Below are 19437 nucleotides of genomic sequence, written 5' to 3'. Positions count from 1 at the left end.
CGGGATGGAGGAAGGAAGGGCACAGAAGAAATGGGGGAGAGGGGTCAGGGCGTGGCCCGGGCGTCCGCCGCGAGTTCCGCCACACGGGCGTGCAGGGTCGGCAGGTAGTGCTCGGACTCCGGTTTGATCAGGACGCTGCGGATCACCCGCGCCGCCTGCGCGTCCCGCACCACGCCCGGGTGACGCCGCACGAACGCATCCGCGTCCGCACGCAGCACACTCAGGAACACCGGGTCCGCCTCCGCCGTCATCCCCGCCCGCAGCAGCCGCTCCGACGCCGCGTCGATCGAGGACAGCGCCCGGTCGGCGGTCACCGGGAAATACGTGACGATGTCGAGGTCCGGGCGCTGGTACAGCTCCAGCTCCCCGGACGCGGCCAGCAGGTCCGCCCACCGCAGCGCGGCCCGCCGGTTCGCGGCCAGGATCCGCCCGAACCCGTCCGGGGTCAGCGGCAGCAGCTCCAGCGTCAGCCACAGCGCGGCGGCCGCCGCACCCGCCCGCGAGCACTCCAGGCTGATCTCGCCCAGGTGCAGCTCGGCGTCGGTGAAATAGGTGTACGGCGAATCGTGCGCGAAGTGCCGCCCGGCCCGCGGATCGGGAAAGAGCACCGCCCCGCACCCGTACGGCTGCAGCCCCTGCTTGTGCGGGTCCACCACCACCGAGTCGCAGCCGGCGATCGCCCGCCAGGGCGCCGGGTCGACGCCGCCGGCCCCCACCCGGCCCAGGACCGCGTAGAACCCGCCGTACGCCGCGTCCACGTGCACCCGCACCCCGTACCGGCGCGCCAGCGCCAGCACCTCGTGCACCGGGTCGACCGCCCCCAGCCCGGTCGTGCCGGTGGTGACGACGACGGTCCCGATCCGCCCGCCGCGCAGCGCATCCTCCAGCGCGTCGAGATCGATACGGCCGTACCCGTCGACGGGGATGCGATGGCCCTCCACGCCCAGCACGTGGCACATCCGCTCGTGCGTGTAGTGGCACTCGGAGCTGTAGGCGATCCCACGGCCGGGATGCACCTGCCGGGCCACGTACAGGGCCTCCAGGTTGGCCATCGTGCCACTGGTGGTGAGGTGCCCGACATGCGCGTCGAACCCGAACATGCCGGCCAGCGCGGCGACCGCCTCGCGTTCCATCTCGGTCGTCGCGGGACCGCCCTCGGCGGCATGGTTGTTGGGATTGAACAGCATCGCGGTCAGATAGCCCGTGACGGCCGCCGGGTGCGGCGGCTTGACCATCTGTCCGGCGTAACGCGGGTGGAAGAACGGATAGTTGTGGTCCATCCGCTTGGCCAGCCGGTCGAACGCCTCGGTGAACGCGTCGGATGCGACCCGGTGCGCGTCATGACTCTCGTACGGCCCGAACTGACCGCCCCACCGCTCCGCCACCCCCAGCGCGCGCGGCAGCCAGTCGCGTAAGTCGTGCAGGTCCCTCAGGTCCACGGGTGCCTCCCCCCAGCGGCCGCCCCGATCGGCGGCACAGTCGCGCGTACGCGGTCATACGTACGCACGAGGAGCCTTGCCCAGCCCCCGCAAGGCCCGCGCAACGCCGAACCCCCGCACACCATCCGGGCTCGAGCCGCCCGCAAGCCGCATCTGGTGCACTCGCGGCGCGCCACCTGCGCGGCACCACCACGCGCCGGCCCCGGCAGCGCGAACGGCCCCCTCCCGGACGGCCCGCGCACCCACCCTTCCCAGGAGGACATCCCATGGTCACCAGACGCAGCCTGCTCGGCGGAGCCGTCGCCGCGACCGGCGCCGGCCTGCTCACCGCCGGCGGGCTGACGCCACTGCTCGCCTCCGGGTCCGCGCAGGCCAACTCCGCCGGCACGGACGCGGTCACCGTCCCGCCGCCCTTCACCGTACGGATGCCGACCCTGCCGGTCCTCTCACCGATATCCGGGCCCGCCGGCCAGGACACCTACGCCGTCACGATCAAGGAAGCCGCACGGGAGATCATCCCCGGGGTGCGCACCAAGGTCCTCACCTACGACGGCCACTTCCCCGGCCCCGTCCTGCGCGCCCGCACCGGACGCAAAGTCGTCATCCGCCACCGCAACACCCTCACCATGCCCGTCGCGGTCCACCTCCACGGCGGCAACGTCTCCCCGGAGAACGACGGCGGCCCCATGGACACCTTCGCCCCGGGCACCTCCCGCACCTACACCTACCCCAACCAGCAGCCCGGCGCCGGCCTCTGGTTCCACGACCACGCGCACCACATGGAGTCCGAACACGTCTTCCGCGGCCTGTCCGCCACCTACCTGCTCTCCGACGACAACGAACGCTCCCTGCCGCTGCCCGCCGGCCAGTACGAAGTCCCCATCGCCCTGCGCGACGCCCGCTTCGACGAGAGCGGACAGCTGGTCTACGTCATGGACGACGTCTTCGGCCGCACCACCATCCTCGCCAACGGCCGCCCCACCCCCTACTTCGAGGTCGCCGCCCGCAAATACCGCTTCCGGCTGCTCAACTCCTCCAACATGCGCTTCTTCCAGCTGCGCCTGTCCGACGGCGGCCAGATGATCCAGATCGGCTCGGACGGCGGACTGCTGGAACGCCCCTTCACCACCGACACCATCGGACTGTCCCCGGCGGAACGCGCCGACGTGGTCATCGACTTCTCCCGCTACCCCACCGGCACCAGGATCGTCCTGGAGAACACCCTCGGCCCCGGCACCCCCGACCAGGTCGGCAAGGTCCTGCGCTTCGACGTCGTACGCACCGCCCCCGACCCGAGCCGCGTCCCGAACGTACTGCGCACCCTCGCCGCCCTGCCGCCCGCCACCGTGCAGCGCACCGTCGTCCTCAGCATGGACGAGGACGGCCGGCAGGAACCGCAGGGCTTCATGGACGGCCAGGTCTGGGACCACCACCGCATCGACCAGACCATCACACACGGCACCTCGGAGATCTGGACCGTCACCAACGCCAACAAGCTCGTCCCGCACAACTTCCACATGCACCTGGTCCAGTTCCGGCTCCTGGAACGCAATGGCGCCCCGGTCGGGCCGGCCGAGGCCGGCCTCAAGGACACCGTCCGTCTCTTCCCCGGCGAGACCGTCAAACTCCACGCCACCTTCGACACCTACAAGGGCACCTACGTCTACCACTGCCATTTGCTGGACCACTCGGCGATGGGAATGATGGCCAACTTCCGGATCCGCTGACGGCATCCCGACTCGATGCGCGCTCAAGGACGGGCCGAGGACCGGGCGGAAGAATCCTCGACAACAGACCATGTCCGGCCGTGTCCCCCACGAGTCCTGCATGTGTCCGAAACCGAAAGGGAAGAGGAGGGAAGCCGATGGCCGCCACTGTGGCCATGACCGTGGTGCTCACACCCGGCCCTCCGACCTCCCTCGACCTCCACGGCAGCCTCACCCCTGCCGCGCTCACCGCCGCCCTCGCGTCGCTGCCCCCGTGCACCCCGAGGCTGCAGCGGCACACCGACCACCACCACACCCTCACCCTGCCCCCGCCGCCGTTCCCCGCCGGTCGGCTCTGCGACCTGCTCACCGGGTCCACGGCGGCGGGACACGGGCCCCACCCCGCCCGGGAACCCGCCGCCGTCCCCTGCACCCGACACCCCGAATGCGCCCGCCACCACGGCCGCACCCCACACCCCGCATGCACCCCACACCCCGCAGGCACCACCGCGGAGCCGGAAAGACTCCCACCCACCACACCCCTGCAACGCGAGGTACTCCTCGACGCCATGACCCACCCCGGCGCCGGCCTGCACGTGGAACAACTCCACTGGCGCTGGTACGGGCCGCTGGACGCCCGGCGGTTCACCGCCGCCTGGCAGAACCTCCACGACAGCGAGGCAGTGCTGCGCACCGCCCTGGCCGGGCCCGCCGCACCCGGCACCGGCCCGCTCATCGCCGTACACCCGCACGCCGCCCCGCAACTGGAACGCCACCCCCGCGGCAGCGAGGACTGGCACGCACTGCTGCTCAGCGAACGGATGCGGGAATTCGACCTCCACCGGCCCGGCACGGCCCTGCGCATCGCCCTGCTGGAAGAACCCGGCCAGGTGTACCGCATCCTGCTGACCTACCACCAGGCACTGCTCGACGGATGGAGCGCCCGGCTGCTCCGGCGCACCCTGTACCGGGCCTACCTCGCCGACGGCCGGCCCCTCGGCAGCGAACGACGCCCCGACCTCCGCGACCACATGCACTGGCTCGCCCGCCGCAACCAGGCACCCGCCCGCGCCTTCTGGGCCCGCGCCGGCGCCCCCGCGGGCGCCGCCGGCCTCCCCGGCCGACCCGACCCGACCCGCCCCGACCGGCAGCCCGGCGCCGGCCCCCGCCGGCGCGGCCACGGCCGCACCCGCCAACGCCTCACCCCCAACGAGGCACTGCGCCTGCGCCACTGGGCGGCCGACCGGGGCGCGACCGAAAGCACCGCCCTGCACACCGTCTGGGCCCTCCAGCTCCACCGCGCCGCCCCCACCGCCCCCGCGGTCGCCTTCGCCGCCGCCGTCTCCGGCCGCGGCATCCCGCTCCCCGGCGCCGACCGCCTCCCGGGCCCGCTGCGCGGCGCCCTGCCGCTGCACGTCCGCATCGACCCGGCCACCCCCCTGACCCGCCTGCTCACCACCCTGGCCGGCCAGGCCCTCGAAGCGGCCTCCCACGAATGGGTCTCCCCGGGCCAGGCGGCACTGTGGTCCCCGCCGGCCACGAACCACCCCGGCCCCGCCACCACCCACCCGGTCCCCGACTCGCTCATCGCCTTCGAAGCGACACCACCCCCCGCACCCGCCGACGACCCCATCCACACCGAACTCGCCACCGAGGGCATACGGGTCGGCCCCGCCGAAACCATCGCAGCGCACACCGCACGCCCCCTCACCGTCACCGCACACCACGACGCCGACGGCGCCCTCGTCCTGACCTGCGTGTACGACCGGACCCGCATCGCCGACTCCGACGCCGCAGAAACCCTCGCCCAGACCACCCTGCTGCTGCGCGAACTGCCCCACGCCCCCGGCAAAGCCGTCACCACCGTCGCCGACGCCCTGGCCCTGCTCGACGGCAGCCCCGTACCCCGCGTCGCCGCGCCCACCGCCCGCACCCTGCGGATCCTGCGCGCGGCCTCCCGTACCGGCGCCGGCACGATCTGCCTGGTCCCGCCGCCCGACGCACCACCGGGCTGCTACGACGCACTTGCCGCCGCCTACCCCGGCCCGCAGGCCCTGACCACCGTGGCGCCGCCCGCCGACGCGACGACCGTACTCGCGGCGCTCCGCCCCGCCCTCGCCCGCGGCGAACCCCTGCTGCTGGCCGGCTTCTCCGGCGCCGGCTCCCTCGCCTGCGCGGTGGCCGAACGCATCGCCTCGCACGGCTGGCACCCGCCCCTCGTCGCGATCGGCGGCGCCCTCACCACCCAAGGCGAAGGCGGCCCCGGCCCCGACCCGGTCCGGGCCCTCGCCCGAACCCTGGAAACGGCCACGGCGGCAGCCACCACCACCGCCCGGCCCTGACCGCCCCCGCCCCGCCCGACCCGACACCCCGTCCCACACCACCAGGAGTGACATGTCCCGTCGTCTGTTCACCTCGGAATCCGTGACCGAGGGACACCCCGACAAGATCGCCGACCAGATCAGCGACACGATCCTCGACGCGCTGCTCGCCCAGGACCCGACCTCGCGCGTCGCGGTCGAGACACTGATCACCACCGGTCTTGTGCACATCGCGGGCGAGGTGACGACGCAGGCCTACGCACCGATAGCGCAGCTCGTACGCGACAAGATCCTGGAGATCGGCTACGACTCGTCCGTCAAGGGCTTCGACGGCGCCTCCTGCGGCGTGTCCGTCTCCATCGGCGCCCAGTCCCCGGACATCGCCCAGGGCGTCGACACCGCCTACGAGACCCGGGTGGAAGGCGATCAGGACGAGCTCGACAAGCAGGGCGCCGGCGACCAGGGCCTGATGTTCGGCTACGCCACCGACGAGACCCCCGAACTCATGCCCCTGCCCATCCACCTCGCCCACCGGCTCTCCCGCCGGCTCTCCGAGGTCCGCAAGAACGGCACCCTCCCGTACCTGCGCCCCGACGGCAAGACCCAGGTCACCATCGAGTACGACGGCGACAAGGCCGTCCGCCTGGACACCGTCGTCGTCTCCTCCCAGCACGCCTCCGACATCGACCTGGAAGCCCTGCTGGCCCCCGACATCAAGGCCCACGTGGTCGAGCACGTCCTCGCCCGGCTCGCCGACGACGGCATCAAACTGGAGACCGCCGGCTACCGCCTCCTGGTCAACCCGACCGGCCGCTTCGAGATCGGCGGCCCGATGGGCGACGCAGGCCTCACCGGCCGCAAGATCATCATCGACACCTACGGCGGCATGGCCCGCCATGGCGGCGGCGCCTTCTCCGGCAAGGACCCCTCCAAGGTCGACCGTTCCGCCGCCTACGCCATGCGCTGGGTCGCCAAGAACGTGGTCGCCGCCGGCCTCGCCTCCCGCTGCGAGGTCCAGGTCGCGTACGCCATCGGCAAGGCCGAGCCCGTCGGCCTGTTCGTCGAGACCTTCGGCACCGAGAAGACCGACATCACCCGGATCGAGGACGCCATCGCCGAGGTCTTCGACCTCCGCCCGGCCGCCATCATCCGCGACCTCGACCTGCTGCGCCCGATCTACGCCCAGACCGCCGCCTACGGCCACTTCGGCCGTGAACTGCCGGACTTCACCTGGGAGCGCACCGACCGCGCCGAGCTGCTGAAGGCCGCCGCCGGAGCCTGAACAGCCCCGAGGGGGCCGGGCGGGCGGCGCCGAGCGCCGGCCGGCGCCGCCCGCCCCGCACCCCCACCCGCACACCCCACACTCCACGGCCCATGCCCCCTGCCTGATGTTCCAGCCCAGCACCTCGCCCCGCCGACCACAGACCAGCTCACAGGAGTCCACGTGCGTATCGCGGTGACCGGATCCATCGCCACAGATCACCTCATGGCCTTCCCGGGCCGGTTCGTAGACCAGCTGCTCCCCGACCAGCTGCACCACATCTCCCTGTCCTTCCTCGTCGACACCCTCGAGGTGCGGCGCGGGGGAGTGGCCGCCAACATCGCCTACGGCCTCGGCGGCCTGCGCCTGACCCCCCTCCTCGCGGGCGCCGTCGGCTCCGACTTCGCCGAGTACGAGGTCTGGCTCAAGGAACACGGAGTCGACACCGGCGCGGTGCACGTCTCCGCCCGGCACCAGACCGCCCGCTTCATGTGCATGACCGACCAGGACTCCAACCAGATCGCCTCCTTCTACGCGGGCGCGATGGCCGAGTCCGCCCGCATCGACCTGCACGCCCTGCACGCCCGCACCCCCCTCGACCTGATCCTCGTCTCGCCCAACGACCCCGGCGCGATGGTCCGCCACACCGAACAGGCCCGGGAACTGGGCATCGACTTCGCCGCCGACCCCTCGCAGCAGCTCGCCCGCCTCACCGGCCCCGAAGTACGCACCCTCGTCACCGGGGCACGCTGGCTCTTCACCAACGAGTACGAGTCCGCGCTGCTGCGCGAACGCGCCGAATGGAGCCACGAGGAGGTCCTCGACCGCGTCGGCACCTGGATCACCACCCTCGGCGCGCAGGGCGTCCGCATCGACACCAAGGGCGCGCCCACCCTCACCGTCCCCGCCGTCCCCGACGTCCGCGCCGAGGACCCCACCGGCGTCGGAGACGCCTTCCGCTCCGGCTTCCTGGCCGCCGTCGGCTGGGGACTGCCGCTGGAGACCGCCGCCCAGCTCGGCTGCGCGATGTCCGCACTGGTCCTCCGGGCCGTGGGCTCGCAGTCCTACGAGGTCGAGCCCGCCCGGCTCCTCGCCACCGTCCGCACGGTGTACGGGGAGCAGGCGGCCGGCCTGCTGGGACCGAAGCTGGAGCAGCCGGCATGACGACACACGCGCCGAACGCGCAGGAACGGGTGACCGCCCTCCGGGAGGCGCTCGCGACCCGTGTGGTCGTCGCCGACGGGGCCATGGGGACGATGCTCCAGGCGCAGGACCCCAGCATGGAGGACTTCCAGCAGCTGGAGGGCTGCAACGAGGTTCTGAACGTGACCCGCCCCGACATCGTGCGTTCGGTGCACGAGGCGTATTTCTCGGTGGGTGTGGACTGCGTCGAGACGAACACCTTCGGTACGAACTATGCGGCGCTGGCCGAGTACGACATCGCCGAACGCAATTTCGAGCTGTCGGAGGCGGGTGCGCGGATCGCGCGTGAGGTCGCGGACGAGTTCACTGCCAGGACGGGGCAGCAGCGGTGGGTGCTGGGGTCGATGGGCCCGGGTACGAAGCTGCCGACGCTGGGCCACATCACCTACGGCCGGATCCGTGACGCCTACCAGATCAATGCCGAGGGTCTGATCTCCGGCGGCGCGGACGCGCTGCTCGTGGAGACCACCCAGGACCTCCTGCAGACGAAGTCCTCCATCATCGGTGCGCGGCGGGCGATGGAGGCGCTGGGCGTCAGCGTTCCGCTGATCTGCTCGGTGACCGTGGAGACCACCGGCACGATGCTCCTCGGCTCGGAGATCGGCGCCGCCCTGACGGCGCTGGAGCCCCTCGGCATCGACATGATCGGTCTGAACTGCGCCACCGGCCCGGCCGAGATGAGCGAGCACCTGCGCTACCTCGCGCGCAACGCCCGCATCCCGCTCTCCTGCATGCCCAACGCGGGCCTGCCCGTCCTGACGAAGGACGGAGCGCACTACCCCCTCTCCGCGAGCGAGTTGGCGGACGCGCAGGAGACCTTCGTCCGTGACTACGGGCTCTCCCTGGTCGGCGGCTGCTGCGGCACCACCCCCGAGCACCTGCGCCAGGTGGTGGAACGGGTCCGCGGCCTCACCCCGACCGCGCGCGATCCACACCCCGAACCCGGCGCCGCCTCCCTGTACCAGACGGTTCCGTTCCGCCAGGACACCTCGTACATGGCGATCGGTGAGCGGACGAACGCGAACGGGTCGAAGAAGTTCCGTGAGGCGATGCTGGAGGCCCGCTGGGACGACTGTGTGGAGATGGCCCGCGACCAGATCCGCGAGGGCGCGCACATGCTCGACCTGTGCGTGGACTACGTGGGCCGTGACGGCGTTGCCGACATGGCCGAGTTGGCGGGCCGTTTCGCGACGGCGTCGACATTGCCGATCGTGCTCGACTCGACCGAGGTCCCGGTGATCCGGGCAGGTCTGGAGAAGCTGGGCGGCCGCGCGGTCATCAACTCGGTGAACTACGAGGACGGCGACGGTCCGGAGTCCCGGTTCGCTCTGGTCACCCGGCTCGCGCAGGAGCACGGTGCGGCTCTGATCGCGCTGACCATCGACGAGCAGGGTCAGGCCCGCACGGTCGAGCACAAGGTCGCCATTGCCGAGCGGCTGATCGAGGATCTGACGGGGAACTGGGGGATCCGCGAGTCGGACATCCTCATCGACACCCTGACCTTCACGATCTGCACCGGCCAGGAGGAGTCCCGGGGCGACGGTATCGCCACGATCGAGGCGATCCGTGAGCTGAAGCGCCGCCACCCGGACGTGCAGACGACCCTGGGTCTCTCCAACATCTCCTTCGGTCTGAACCCGGCCGCCCGTGTGCTGCTGAACTCCGTGTTCCTGGACGAGTGCGTCAAGGCCGGTCTGGACTCGGCGATCGTCCACGCGAGCAAGATCCTGCCGATCGCCCGGTTCGACGACGAGCAGGTCACCACCGCGCTGGATCTGATCTACGACCGGCGCGAGGGCGACTACGACCCGCTGCAGAAGCTGATGGCGCTCTTCGAGGGCGTCAACACCAAGTCGCTGAAGGCCGGTAGGGCGGAGGAGCTGCTGGCGCTGCCGCTGGACGAGCGGCTCCAGCGGCGGATCATCGACGGCGAGAAGAACGGCCTGGAGGCCGACCTCGACGAGGCCCTGCAGACCCGGCCGGCCCTGGACATCGTCAACGACACCCTGCTGGAGGGCATGAAGGTCGTCGGCGAACTGTTCGGCTCCGGCCAGATGCAGCTCCCCTTCGTCCTCCAGTCCGCCGAGGTCATGAAGACCGCCGTCGCCCACCTCGAACCCCACATGGAGAAGACCGACGACGACGGCAAGGGCACCATCGTCCTGGCCACGGTCCGCGGTGACGTCCACGACATCGGCAAGAACCTCGTCGACATCATCCTCACCAACAACGGCTACAACGTCGTCAACATCGGCATCAAGCAGCCGGTCTCCGCGATCCTGGAGGCCGCACAGGAACACAGGGCCGACGTCATCGGCATGTCCGGCCTGCTGGTGAAGTCAACGGTGATCATGAAGGAGAACCTGGAGGAGCTGAACCAGCGCAAGCTGGCCGCCGACTACCCGGTCATCCTCGGCGGCGCCGCCCTCACCCGCGCCTACGTCGAACAGGACCTCCACGAGATCTACGAGGGCGAGGTCCGCTACGCCCGCGACGCCTTCGAGGGCCTGCGCCTGATGGACGCACTGATGGGCGTCAAACGCGGCGTTCCCGGGGCCCAACTCCCGCCCCTCAAGCAGCGCCGCGTACCCAAGCGCGACACACCCCTCCTGACGGCGGCGGAACCGGTCGACGCCGGCCGCTCCGACGTCGCCCTCGACAACCCCGTCCCCGCCCCGCCGTTCTGGGGCACCCGCGTCGTCAAGGGCATCCCGCTCAAGGACTACGCCTCCTGGCTCGACGAGACCGCCCTCTTCAAGGGCCAGTGGGGCCTGAAGGACACCGACACCATCGCCACCGACGGCCGCCCCCGGCTCCGCGGCTGGCTCGACAAGCTGCACACCGACGGCCTCCTCGAAGCCGCCGTCGTGCACGGCTACTTCCCCTGCGTCTCCAAGGGCGACGACCTCATCATCCTGGGCGAGAACGGCTCGGAGCGCACCCGCTTCACCTTCCCGCGCCAGCAGCGCGGCCGCCGCCTGTGCCTCGCGGACTTCTTCCGCCCGGAGGAGTCCGGCGAGACCGACGTCGTCGGCCTCCAGGTCGTCACCGTGGGCAGCCGCATCGGCGGGGAGACCGCGCGGCTCTTCGCCGCCGACGCATACCGCGAGTACATGGAACTCCACGGCCTGTCCGTCCAGCTCGCCGAGGCCCTCGCCGAGTACTGGCACGCCCGCGTCCGCGCCGACCTCGGTATCGGCGGCTCCGACCCGCAGTCCATGGCCGGCATGTTCCGCACCGAGTACCAGGGATGCCGCTACTCACTGGGCTACCCGGCCTGCCCCGACCTGGAGGACCGCGCCAAGATCGCCGACCTCCTGGAGCCGGAACGCATCGGCGTCCGGCTCTCCGAGGAGTTCCAGCTCCACCCCGAGCAGTCCACCGACGCCATCGTCATCCACCACCCCGAAGCCAACTACTTCAACGCGCGCTGACCCCCACCAGCCGGAAAGGAGTCCGACATGCCGGCTGCCCCGGCCGCCACCGCCGAACGCCCCCGCACGTCCCGCGCCCCCACCCCCACCCCCCAACGCACCCCCGCCCCGCTCGGCGTCCGTGAACTGCTGGCCCAGGGCCGGCGGACCTTCTCCTTCGAGTTCTTCCCCCCGAAGACGGACGCCGGGGAGCGCACCCTGTGGGCGGCCGTCCGCCGCATCGAGGCCCTCGCCCCGTCCTTCGTCTCCGTCACCTACGGCGCCGGCGGCTCCTCCCGCAGCCGCACCGTCGAGGTCACCAAGCGCATCGCCGCCGAGACCACCCTGCGCCCGGTCGCGCACCTGACCGCGGTCGGGCACTCGGTCGCCGAACTGCGCCACATCATCGGCCAGTACGCCGACGCCGGTATCCGCGACATCCTCGCCCTGCGCGGTGACCCGCCCGGCGATCCGAAGGGGGAGTGGACGCGCCATGCGGACGGCCTGACCCACGCCCACGAACTGGTCTCGCTCATCCGCCGGCTGGGCGACTTCACCGTGGGCGTGGCGGCGTTCCCCGAGCGTCATCCCCGCTCGCCCTCCTGGACCGAGGACATCCGCCACTTCGCCGCCAAGTGTCACGCCGGCGCCGACTACGCCATCACCCAGATGTTCTTCCACGCCGAGGACTACCTGCGGCTGCGGGACCGGCTCCTCGCCGTCGGCTGCCTGACCCCGATCATCCCCGAGATCATGCCGGCGACCGATTTCCGCCAGATCCGGCGCTTCGCCGAGCTCAGCGACGCCCGCTTCCCCGACGCCCTCGCCCAGCGGCTCGAAGCCGCCAAGGACGATCCGGCGGCCGGCCACCGCATCGGTGTCGAGTACGCGACCGCCATGTCCGAGCGCCTCCTCGCCGAGGGCGCACCCGGCCTGCACTACATCACCCTCAACAAGTCCACCGCGACTCTAGAGATCCATCAGAACCTGAACGTCAGCCACGACCCAGCCACCACCATCACGGAGTAGAACCCATGGACTTCAAGGTCGCAGACCTTTCTCTCGCCGAGTTCGGCCGCAAGGAGATCACCCTGGCCGAGCACGAGATGCCGGGCCTGATGGCGATCCGCGCGGAGTACGCCCGGGCGCAGCCGCTGGCCGGCGCCCGTATCACCGGCTCGCTGCACATGACCGTGCAGACGGCCGTGCTCATCGAGACGCTCGTCGCGCTCGGCGCCGAGGTCCGCTGGGTGTCCTGCAACATCTACTCCACCCAGGACCACGCCGCCGCCGCGATAGCCGCCGCCGGCATCCCGGTCTTCGCCTGGAAGGGCGAGACGCTGGAGGAGTACTGGTGGTGCACGGAGCAGGCGCTGACCTGGCCCGGGCACGCGGGACCCAACATGATCCTCGACGACGGCGGCGACGCCACCCTCCTGGTCCACAAGGGCGTCGAGTACCAGAAGGCCGGCCGCGTCCCGGACCCCTCCACCGCCGACAACGAGGAAATGGCCCTGGTCCTGGGCCTGTTGGGCAGGACGAGCATCGACTGGACGGCCCTGGCCGCCGGAATCCGCGGTGTGACGGAGGAGACCACGACCGGTGTCCACCGTCTGTACGAGATGATGTCCGAGGGCAGCCTGCTGTTCCCGGCGATCAACGTGAACGACGCCGTGACGAAGTCGAAGTTCGACAACAAGTACGGCTGCCGTCACTCGCTGATCGACGGCATCAACCGTGCCACCGATGTCCTGATCGGCGGCAAGGTCGCGGTCGTCTTCGGTTACGGCGACGTCGGCAAGGGCTGTGCGGAGTCGCTGCGCGGCCAGGGCGCGCGGGTCATCGTCACCGAGATCGACCCGATCTGCGCGCTGCAGGCGGCGATGGACGGCTACCAGGTCGCCACCCTCGACGATGTCGTGGAGACGGCCGACATCTTCATCACCACGACCGGCAACAAGGACATCATCATGGCCTCGGACATGGCCAGGATGAAGCACCAGGCGATCGTCGGGAACATCGGTCACTTCGACAACGAGATCGACATGGCCGGTCTCGCGAAGATCGAGGGCATCGTCAAGGACGAGGTCAAGCCGCAGGTCCACACGTGGAAGTTCCCCGACGGCAAGGTCCTGATCGTGCTCTCCGAGGGCCGTCTGCTGAACCTGGGCAACGCCACCGGTCACCCGTCCTTCGTGATGTCGAACTCCTTCGCGGACCAGACGCTGGCCCAGATCGAGCTGTTCACCAAGCCGCAGGAGTACCCGACCGAGGTCTACGTGCTGCCCAAGCACCTCGACGAGAAGGTCGCCCGTCTCCACCTCGACGCCCTCGGCGTCCGCCTGACCACGCTCCGCCCGGAGCAGGCCGCCTACATCGGCGTCAAGGTCGAGGGCCCGTACAAGCCGGACCACTACCGCTACTGACCGAACAGTTCACGCCACCGGCTCTCGAGCACCGCTCGAGAGCCGGTGGAAACCCCATGGCCGGGCACCCCGGGGAATGCCACGATCAAAATGTCCGTGCCGAGGGCGAGCACAACTCCCACCACCGCAGATGAGGATGTCCCATGAACCCCAATCCGGCCGGTAGCCCCCAGCAGCCCCCCGCCGGCGGCCCGAGTCCCTACGCGGCCCCGCCCGGCGCCTGGGCCCAGCCCGGACCGCCGGCCCCGGCGCCGCAGGCCGCCGAACGAGGCAAGGTGGCCACCGTCCTCCTCCTGGTCTCCACCGTCCTCGTCGGCCTGATGGCAGGACTCTTCTTCGCCTTCGACGTCTCGGTGATGCCGGGTCTGGCGGCGGGCGACGAGCGCACCTACGTCACGGCGATGCAGAACTTCAACGCCGCGATCGACGGCAACGGGCTCTTCGGCATGGTGTTCGTCCTCGCCCTGCTGGTCGCCGCCGCCTCCGCGATCGTCGAGTTCCGGGCCGGCCGCCGCAACGTCGCCGTCTGGGTCGCCGTCGCCACCGTGGCCTACTTCGTCGTCCTGATGATCACCTTCTCCGTGAACATCCCCCTCAACAACGAACTCGCCGACGCGGGCGACGCCGCGAAGCTGACCGACTTCTCCATCGTCGAGAAGTTCAAGAGCACCTGGGTCTCCACCAACATCATCCGCACCCTGCTGTGCACGGTGGCCCTCACGGCCCTCTCCCGCGCCCTGGTCCTCTACGGGCGCGCCACCCGCTGAATCCGAGCGCCACGAACGGGAGTCCCGCGGCAGCCCCGGCCGCAGGACTCCCGTTCGTCGTCAGCCGGTCTGCCCGTGCAGGTACAGGGCCCAGGCCAGGAAGCCGACCGCGGCCGTGCACAGCAGCGTCCGCCAGACATTGGCCCGCGCCCACGGCCCCTCGAAAGCGCGGCGCACCGCGGCCGGGTCACCGATACGGGCGACCGGACCGGCCTTCTCCAGCGCGTTGTTCAACGGGATGTTCACCTTGTTGGTGAGCCCCATCGACAGGATGTAGCAGACCAGGGCCGCGATCAGCGCCGGCAGCACGTCACGGCCGTCCGAGGGAATGTGCAACGCCAGCGCCAGCGCGGTGAACAGGAATGCGCCGATGTAGCCCAGCACGAACCAGCCGTTGAGGATGGCCTTGTTGATGTGCTGCATGACCTCGATGACCGTCCGGTCGTCCGTGCGCTTCAACCCCGGCATCACGGACACGGAGAAGCCGTAGAACAGGCCACTGACCAACCCCATCGTGACCGTGGCGGCGATGAGCGAGGCCAGGCGTGCGGTCTCCATCGTGTGTCCCCCTGCTCGCCCGTCCACGGAGCTTCTCGGTCATCGATTCTTCGGGAACGGGTCATCGAATCGTCAAGTCATGGCGACTATACGGGCGAGGGTGGCCCGCGTCGCGGGGGAATCGAGCGACCTTCCAGCAAGTCTTGAGCGACGCGGGGAGCCGGAGCCGCGAGATGCTCGCGGCTCCGGCGGCCGGCCCGGGGCAGGGGGGCTCCGCGGGCCGGCGGGGGGTGGACGCACGCACCCGGGGCCAGCCGGGGCGCGTCCACGATCGGGGTCAGCCCGCGGAAGCCTCCAGCCGGCTGTCGGGGATCCACGAGCCGTGCAGGCCGGCGGCCACCCGGTGCGGCAGGTGCACGGTGGCGACCCGCTCCAGACCGGAGGCGTCCAGCACCAGCAGCTGCGAGGAATCCTGCTTGAGGTCCGAGACGACCGTCAGCAGATAACCCTCGTCCTCGCCCGTCGCGCCGGCGGCGGGCACGAACACGGCCTCGCTCGGCATCCGGGCGTCGCCCACCCGGTGGATACGGCGGGCACCGGTGGTGCGGTCGTACTTGACCACTCCGTAGCCGCCCAGACCGTTCTCGTCGGGGAACGAAATGGCGTACTGGTAGCGGTTCTCGGCGCCCAGGTACTCCTCGTTCAGCGTCGGGAACTCCACCGGCAGATCGTCGATGATCTGCTCGTCGACCGTACCGGCCGCCATGTCCAGCACCCAGCGGCGGGTGTAGGAGCGGGAGACGGGCTCACTGCCCCGCCCCGGCGCACCGACCCACCAGTTCCACGACAGCCGGAACCCCTCGCGGTCCACGGTGGGACCCTCCAGGACGATCCGGCCCTGCCCGTCCTCGTAGGCGTTGGACACGTGCAGCATGTTCCCCGGCTCGATGGAGAACCAGCGCACCCGCCCGGCGCCGTCCTCCCCGCGCGGCATCACCCCGATACGGGAGGGCTGCTGGTCGTTCCAGCTGTAGGGGATGCCCGAGGCCTCCGCATGGTCGAAGGTGACGTTCCCCTCGACGAACACCACATGGCGGCGGGTGAGCGCGAAGTCGTGCTTGAGCGCGGCGGTCGCCCCCGGCACCTCGGCGTCGTGAACGATGTGGCCCTTGGCATCGGACACGTAGTACGTCAGGAACGGCGGGAACGGCGAGGACCCGAAGAAGTGGAGCTCCCCGGTCACCGGGTCCTCCTTGGGGTGCGCGGTCATCGCACTGCGCAGCTTGCCCTCGAAGTCGTAGGCGCCGACCGTCTCCAGCTCCTCGGTCATCTCGAACGGCAGGTTCGCCTCGCACAGCGCCAGCAGACGCCCCGCGTGCTCGATGATGTGGGTACCGGCGGCGCTGGCCGTCAGATCGGGCCCGCGCTCGGTCATGTACGGGGCGCCGTGCAGGGCCGGGGTCCGCACCCAGCGGTTGCGGTACCACTCGGCGCGCCCGTCACGCAGCCGGATGCCGTGCACCATGCCACTGCCCTTGAACCAGTGGGTGGGGGTGACGCCGGGCTTGGGGTTGTGCCCGTTGCGCAGCAACCGGCCGTTCAGCTCCGGCGGCAGGGTGCCCTCGACGATGAGACCGGTGGCGGTGACCTCCTCGGCGACGGGCGTGAAGTGGCCGGTCAGGTACGGCTTCGAAGTCGTCATGGCGGAAATCCCTCTCATTGATGTGATGCAACGTCAGGCAGACGCGGGACCCCCCCCCGCACCGCACGCGCCGCGCCCGCGCATGCGGTGCGGTCCCTCCGCGTGCATGCCTGCAACGTTCATGGACACAGACTCGGCGCGGACGCTGTCCACTCTCCAGACCCGACAGCGCCGCGCACTGTCCACTGCTGTCCGCACCTGTCCACACGCACATCAACCCCTACCGCGGGTCGTGCAACTCCCGCTCCCACAACGCCTCGCACAGCAGATCCAGGCCCTGCCGCAGATGACGACGGTAGGTGCCGTACGGCAGCCCCAGCCGGCGCGCGGCCGCCTCCTGCGTCGGCGCCCCCGAGAGATAGCCCGCCGTCAGCGCGTCACGGGCCCGCACCCCCCGCGGATCCTGCACCAGATCGTCCACCGCCGCGCGCAGCAGCGCACGCAACTCCCCGACCGGCTCACCCAGATCGGCCGCCAGCCGGGTACGCAGCAGCGCACAGGCCGCGAACGCGTCCGCGTCCCGCCAGTGCGCCAGCGCCTCGCGCACCGCCTGGTCGAACGCCGTACGCGAGACCGGCGACGGCCCCGCCGGGGCAGCCGGCATTTCGGTGGCCGATATGAAGTTCATCAGCCACGACTCCACCGGCAGCCGGCGCCAGTCGACACCGAACACGCCATAGGTGTACTCACCCACCCGCGGCCGCGCCCCCGTGTCCTGCAGGGTGCCCCGCACGCGCTCGGCCCACGTCTCGGCGTCCTGGAACACCGCGAACCCGTACGCCCGCCCGCGCGCCCGGGCCGCCTCCGCCTGGGCCCGGGAACTGCTCAGGTCGATCACCCGCGAAGGAACCTGGTACTGCTCGGGATAGACCGAGAAGCGGCTGACACCGATGTGCTCACCGGGGCTCACCGGGGCGTTGGCCTCCGTGTACCGCCACGCGGCGGCCACCACGGGATCGGTGGCCAGGTCCTGGGCGTCGGGCGGGGACGGCAGGACCAGCCGCGCCGTGAACGCCACGATCCGGCCCGTGCTCACCAGCCGGTAGACGCTGAAGGCCTGCGGCTGGCGCTCGGCCCAGTAGCGGACCAGCTCCGCGGAGGCGGGCCCCTCCGTCTCGGTGGCCATCCGCAGGACGACATCGATGTCGTCCGGGTGCAGGGGACGGTCGTGGACCTCGTCCTCGCGGGACCAGGACCGCAGCCGGGCCAGCGTCGGACCCTCCCGGAACAGGTAGAACAGATCGTCGGTGACGGTCCACACCCGCTCCTCGGGCGCCTCGCGCAGAATGCGCAGGTACTCGTCCGCCAGGCGCTGTCGCATCGCCTCGAAGGCGTTGGGCGCCCGCCACCGCAGGTCGGCGGCGAGCGTCTCGCGCGCCGCGTCGTGCGGATGGAGCCCCCGCAGGGTGGACTCCATGAACGGCAGGTCCCGCAGCCAGGAGAACAGGGGATGGGCGTCCTCCCCGGGCAGCACCGCGGCCAGCAGCTCCTCCGACGTCGAGTGGGCCTGCGCCGCCACCTCCAGGGCACGGCGGTGGGCCGCCGTGGGCACCTCCCCGATCAGCCCCGCCAGCAGTGTGCGCAGCACGTCCGCGGTGGGCGCCCAGATCTCCTCCCGGCCGCAGCCCGCCGATCCGGTCGCGGCCGCCAGCGACAGCGCCAGCGGGTTGCCCCCGGCGAAACGCAGCACCCGGTCCCGTAGCTCGGGCCGGATCTGCGCCGCCACCAGCAGGCTGCGGGCCTGCTCCGAGGAGAACGGCCCCAGTTCGCTCACGTGCAGGAGCCCGGACCAGGCGGGATCGGCGGCCCACTGCGGCTGCGGAGCGCGCCGGCCGCCCAGCACGACCAGGGCGTCGTCCGCGGCCCGCGGCAGGAAGTGGTGCCACAGCCAGCTCTCCAGCCACTGGCAGTGCTCGAAGGAGTCCACGAACAGGACCGTCCCCGGCACGTCCAGGAACGGCCCGGCGGCGCGCTCGAAATCGGCCGGGTCCCGGCTGACGAACCGGCCGTCGAGTTCGACGAGCAGCCGCCCGGCCGCCCGCGCGTGGTCCGCGAGCCGCCGCAGCAGCGTCGACTTCCCGATACCGCCCGGCCCGTACACGTAGAACGCGAACGGCGCCTGCGGATCACCGGCCAGGGCCTCCCCGAACCGCCCGAGTTCCTCGTCGCGGCCGACGAAGGCCTGCACGCGCGCCCTGCTCAGTCTTTCCCCCACGGACCCCATGGCGGCTCCCCTGTCCCTCGTTGCGGAACGTGTCACTTGACCAGTCCGATATTCGCGTCGTCGGCCTCGCCGGTGATCAGCAGAGTGGTCTCCTCAACGCGCTCGAAACGGCCGTCGGGGGCCATCCGGGCGAAGAGGTAGACCTCGGTGCGCGAGATGTGGCCGTCCTGATGGGTGAGGGTGACGGTGTGCCGGTCGGCGTAGGAGAGCCCGTCGCGCAGTTCGTCCTGGACCTCGACCCGTCCGCTGCGGATCAGGGAGCGCAGGCGCGTCATGTGCTGGGCGAAGGAAGTCCGGTCGCTCCACACACCGTTGGTGCGCTGGCGGTAGTCGGGGGCGAAGTGCCGGTCGATGGCCTCGGTGAGGTCCAGACCCGGGGTGAACAGCAGGTCGTTGATGGCGCGGCTGATGTCGGTGGAAGTCATCGTCATGTCCTGAACGGAGTGGGGGGGTGTACGGGGTGCGGGGCGCGTGGGC

General features: G+C 71.1%; 13 protein-coding genes. 8 read left to right on the top strand and 5 right to left on the bottom strand.

From position 1 onward, the window contains the following. Positions 1-44: 44 nt before the first annotated feature. Positions 45-1439, bottom strand: coding sequence for a pyridoxal phosphate-dependent decarboxylase family protein (locus tag OG373_RS00715; RefSeq protein WP_405435159.1), 1395 nt, complete (start codon positions 1437-1439; stop codon positions 45-47). 266 nt (positions 1440-1705) lie between these two features. On the opposite strand from OG373_RS00715, the gene OG373_RS00710 reads away from it, so the two are divergent. The 8 genes from OG373_RS00710 (at position 1706) to OG373_RS00675 (ending at position 14536) form a co-directional block, all read left to right on the top strand. Beyond that, complete coding sequence (locus OG373_RS00710) at positions 1706-3166, top strand: multicopper oxidase family protein (protein WP_405435158.1); 1461 nt, start codon at positions 1706-1708, stop codon at positions 3164-3166. 137 nt (positions 3167-3303) lie between these two features. Further along, positions 3304-5487: a condensation domain-containing protein gene (locus OG373_RS00705; protein WP_405435157.1), complete on the top strand. Its 2184-nt coding sequence runs from the start codon at positions 3304-3306 to the stop codon at positions 5485-5487. Between the two features lie 52 nt (positions 5488-5539). Further along, positions 5540-6748 carry a methionine adenosyltransferase gene (gene metK / locus OG373_RS00700; RefSeq protein ID WP_405435156.1) on the top strand — a complete coding sequence of 403 codons (1209 nt, stop codon included), beginning with the start codon at positions 5540-5542 and terminating at the stop codon, positions 6746-6748. A 162-nt stretch (positions 6749-6910) separates the two neighbouring features. Further along, a complete protein-coding gene (locus OG373_RS00695; protein ID WP_405435155.1) occupies positions 6911-7891 on the top strand; it encodes a carbohydrate kinase family protein in 981 nt (326 codons plus the stop codon). Beyond that, on the top strand, positions 7888-11364 hold the full coding sequence (gene metH, locus OG373_RS00690; RefSeq protein ID WP_405435154.1) for a methionine synthase: 3477 nt from the start codon (positions 7888-7890) through the stop codon (positions 11362-11364). Before OG373_RS00695 ends, metH begins: the two co-directional genes overlap by 4 nt. A gap of 27 nt (positions 11365-11391) precedes the next feature. Further along, complete coding sequence (metF, locus tag OG373_RS00685) at positions 11392-12372, top strand: methylenetetrahydrofolate reductase [NAD(P)H] (protein ID WP_405435153.1); 981 nt, start codon at positions 11392-11394, stop codon at positions 12370-12372. Between the two features lie 5 nt (positions 12373-12377). Then, a complete protein-coding gene (gene ahcY, locus OG373_RS00680; RefSeq protein ID WP_405435152.1) occupies positions 12378-13769 on the top strand; it encodes an adenosylhomocysteinase in 1392 nt (463 codons plus the stop codon). Positions 13770-13912: 143 nt separating this feature from the next. Continuing rightward, on the top strand, positions 13913-14536 hold the full coding sequence (locus tag OG373_RS00675; RefSeq protein ID WP_405435151.1) for an anthrone oxygenase family protein: 624 nt from the start codon (positions 13913-13915) through the stop codon (positions 14534-14536). Positions 14537-14596: 60 nt separating this feature from the next. Here OG373_RS00675 and OG373_RS00670 read toward each other — a convergent pair whose 3' ends face one another. The 4 genes from OG373_RS00670 to OG373_RS00655 form a co-directional block, all read right to left on the bottom strand. Beyond that, complete coding sequence (locus OG373_RS00670) at positions 14597-15094, bottom strand: DUF1772 domain-containing protein (protein ID WP_405435150.1); 498 nt, start codon at positions 15092-15094, stop codon at positions 14597-14599. A 277-nt stretch (positions 15095-15371) separates the two neighbouring features. After that, complete coding sequence (locus OG373_RS00665; RefSeq protein ID WP_405435149.1) at positions 15372-16736, bottom strand: carotenoid oxygenase family protein; 1365 nt, start codon at positions 16734-16736, stop codon at positions 15372-15374. Between the two features lie 220 nt (positions 16737-16956). Next, complete coding sequence (locus OG373_RS00660; protein ID WP_405435148.1) at positions 16957-18951, bottom strand: ATP-binding protein; 1995 nt, start codon at positions 18949-18951, stop codon at positions 16957-16959. 41 nt (positions 18952-18992) lie between these two features. Then, positions 18993-19391, bottom strand: a complete 399-nt coding sequence (locus OG373_RS00655; RefSeq protein ID WP_405435147.1) for a nuclear transport factor 2 family protein — start codon at positions 19389-19391, stop codon at positions 18993-18995. Positions 19392-19437 lie beyond the last annotated feature (46 nt).

The sequence above is a fragment of the Streptomyces avidinii genome (assembly GCF_045161815.1).
GTDB lineage: Bacteria > Actinomycetota > Actinomycetes > Streptomycetales > Streptomycetaceae > Streptomyces > Streptomyces avidinii.
Note: the sequence above shows the minus strand (reverse complement) of the source record. Positions and strands in the feature narration are given on the sequence as shown.

Coding starts and splice junctions, on each gene's coding strand:
- OG373_RS00710 (WP_405435158.1), top strand. CDS start 1,706: ATGGTCACCAGACGCAGCCTGCTCGGCGGAGCCGTCGCCGCGACCGGC.
- OG373_RS00705 (WP_405435157.1), top strand. CDS start 3,304: ATGGCCGCCACTGTGGCCATGACCGTGGTGCTCACACCCGGCCCTCCG.
- metK (WP_405435156.1), top strand. CDS start 5,540: ATGTCCCGTCGTCTGTTCACCTCGGAATCCGTGACCGAGGGACACCCC.
- metH (WP_405435154.1), top strand. CDS start 7,888: ATGACGACACACGCGCCGAACGCGCAGGAACGGGTGACCGCCCTCCGG.
- metF (WP_405435153.1), top strand. CDS start 11,392: ATGCCGGCTGCCCCGGCCGCCACCGCCGAACGCCCCCGCACGTCCCGC.
- ahcY (WP_405435152.1), top strand. CDS start 12,378: ATGGACTTCAAGGTCGCAGACCTTTCTCTCGCCGAGTTCGGCCGCAAG.
- OG373_RS00675 (WP_405435151.1), top strand. CDS start 13,913: ATGAACCCCAATCCGGCCGGTAGCCCCCAGCAGCCCCCCGCCGGCGGC.
- OG373_RS00670 (WP_405435150.1), bottom strand. CDS start 15,094: ATGGAGACCGCACGCCTGGCCTCGCTCATCGCCGCCACGGTCACGATG.
- OG373_RS00665 (WP_405435149.1), bottom strand. CDS start 16,736: ATGACGACTTCGAAGCCGTACCTGACCGGCCACTTCACGCCCGTCGCC.
- OG373_RS00655 (WP_405435147.1), bottom strand. CDS start 19,391: ATGACGATGACTTCCACCGACATCAGCCGCGCCATCAACGACCTGCTG.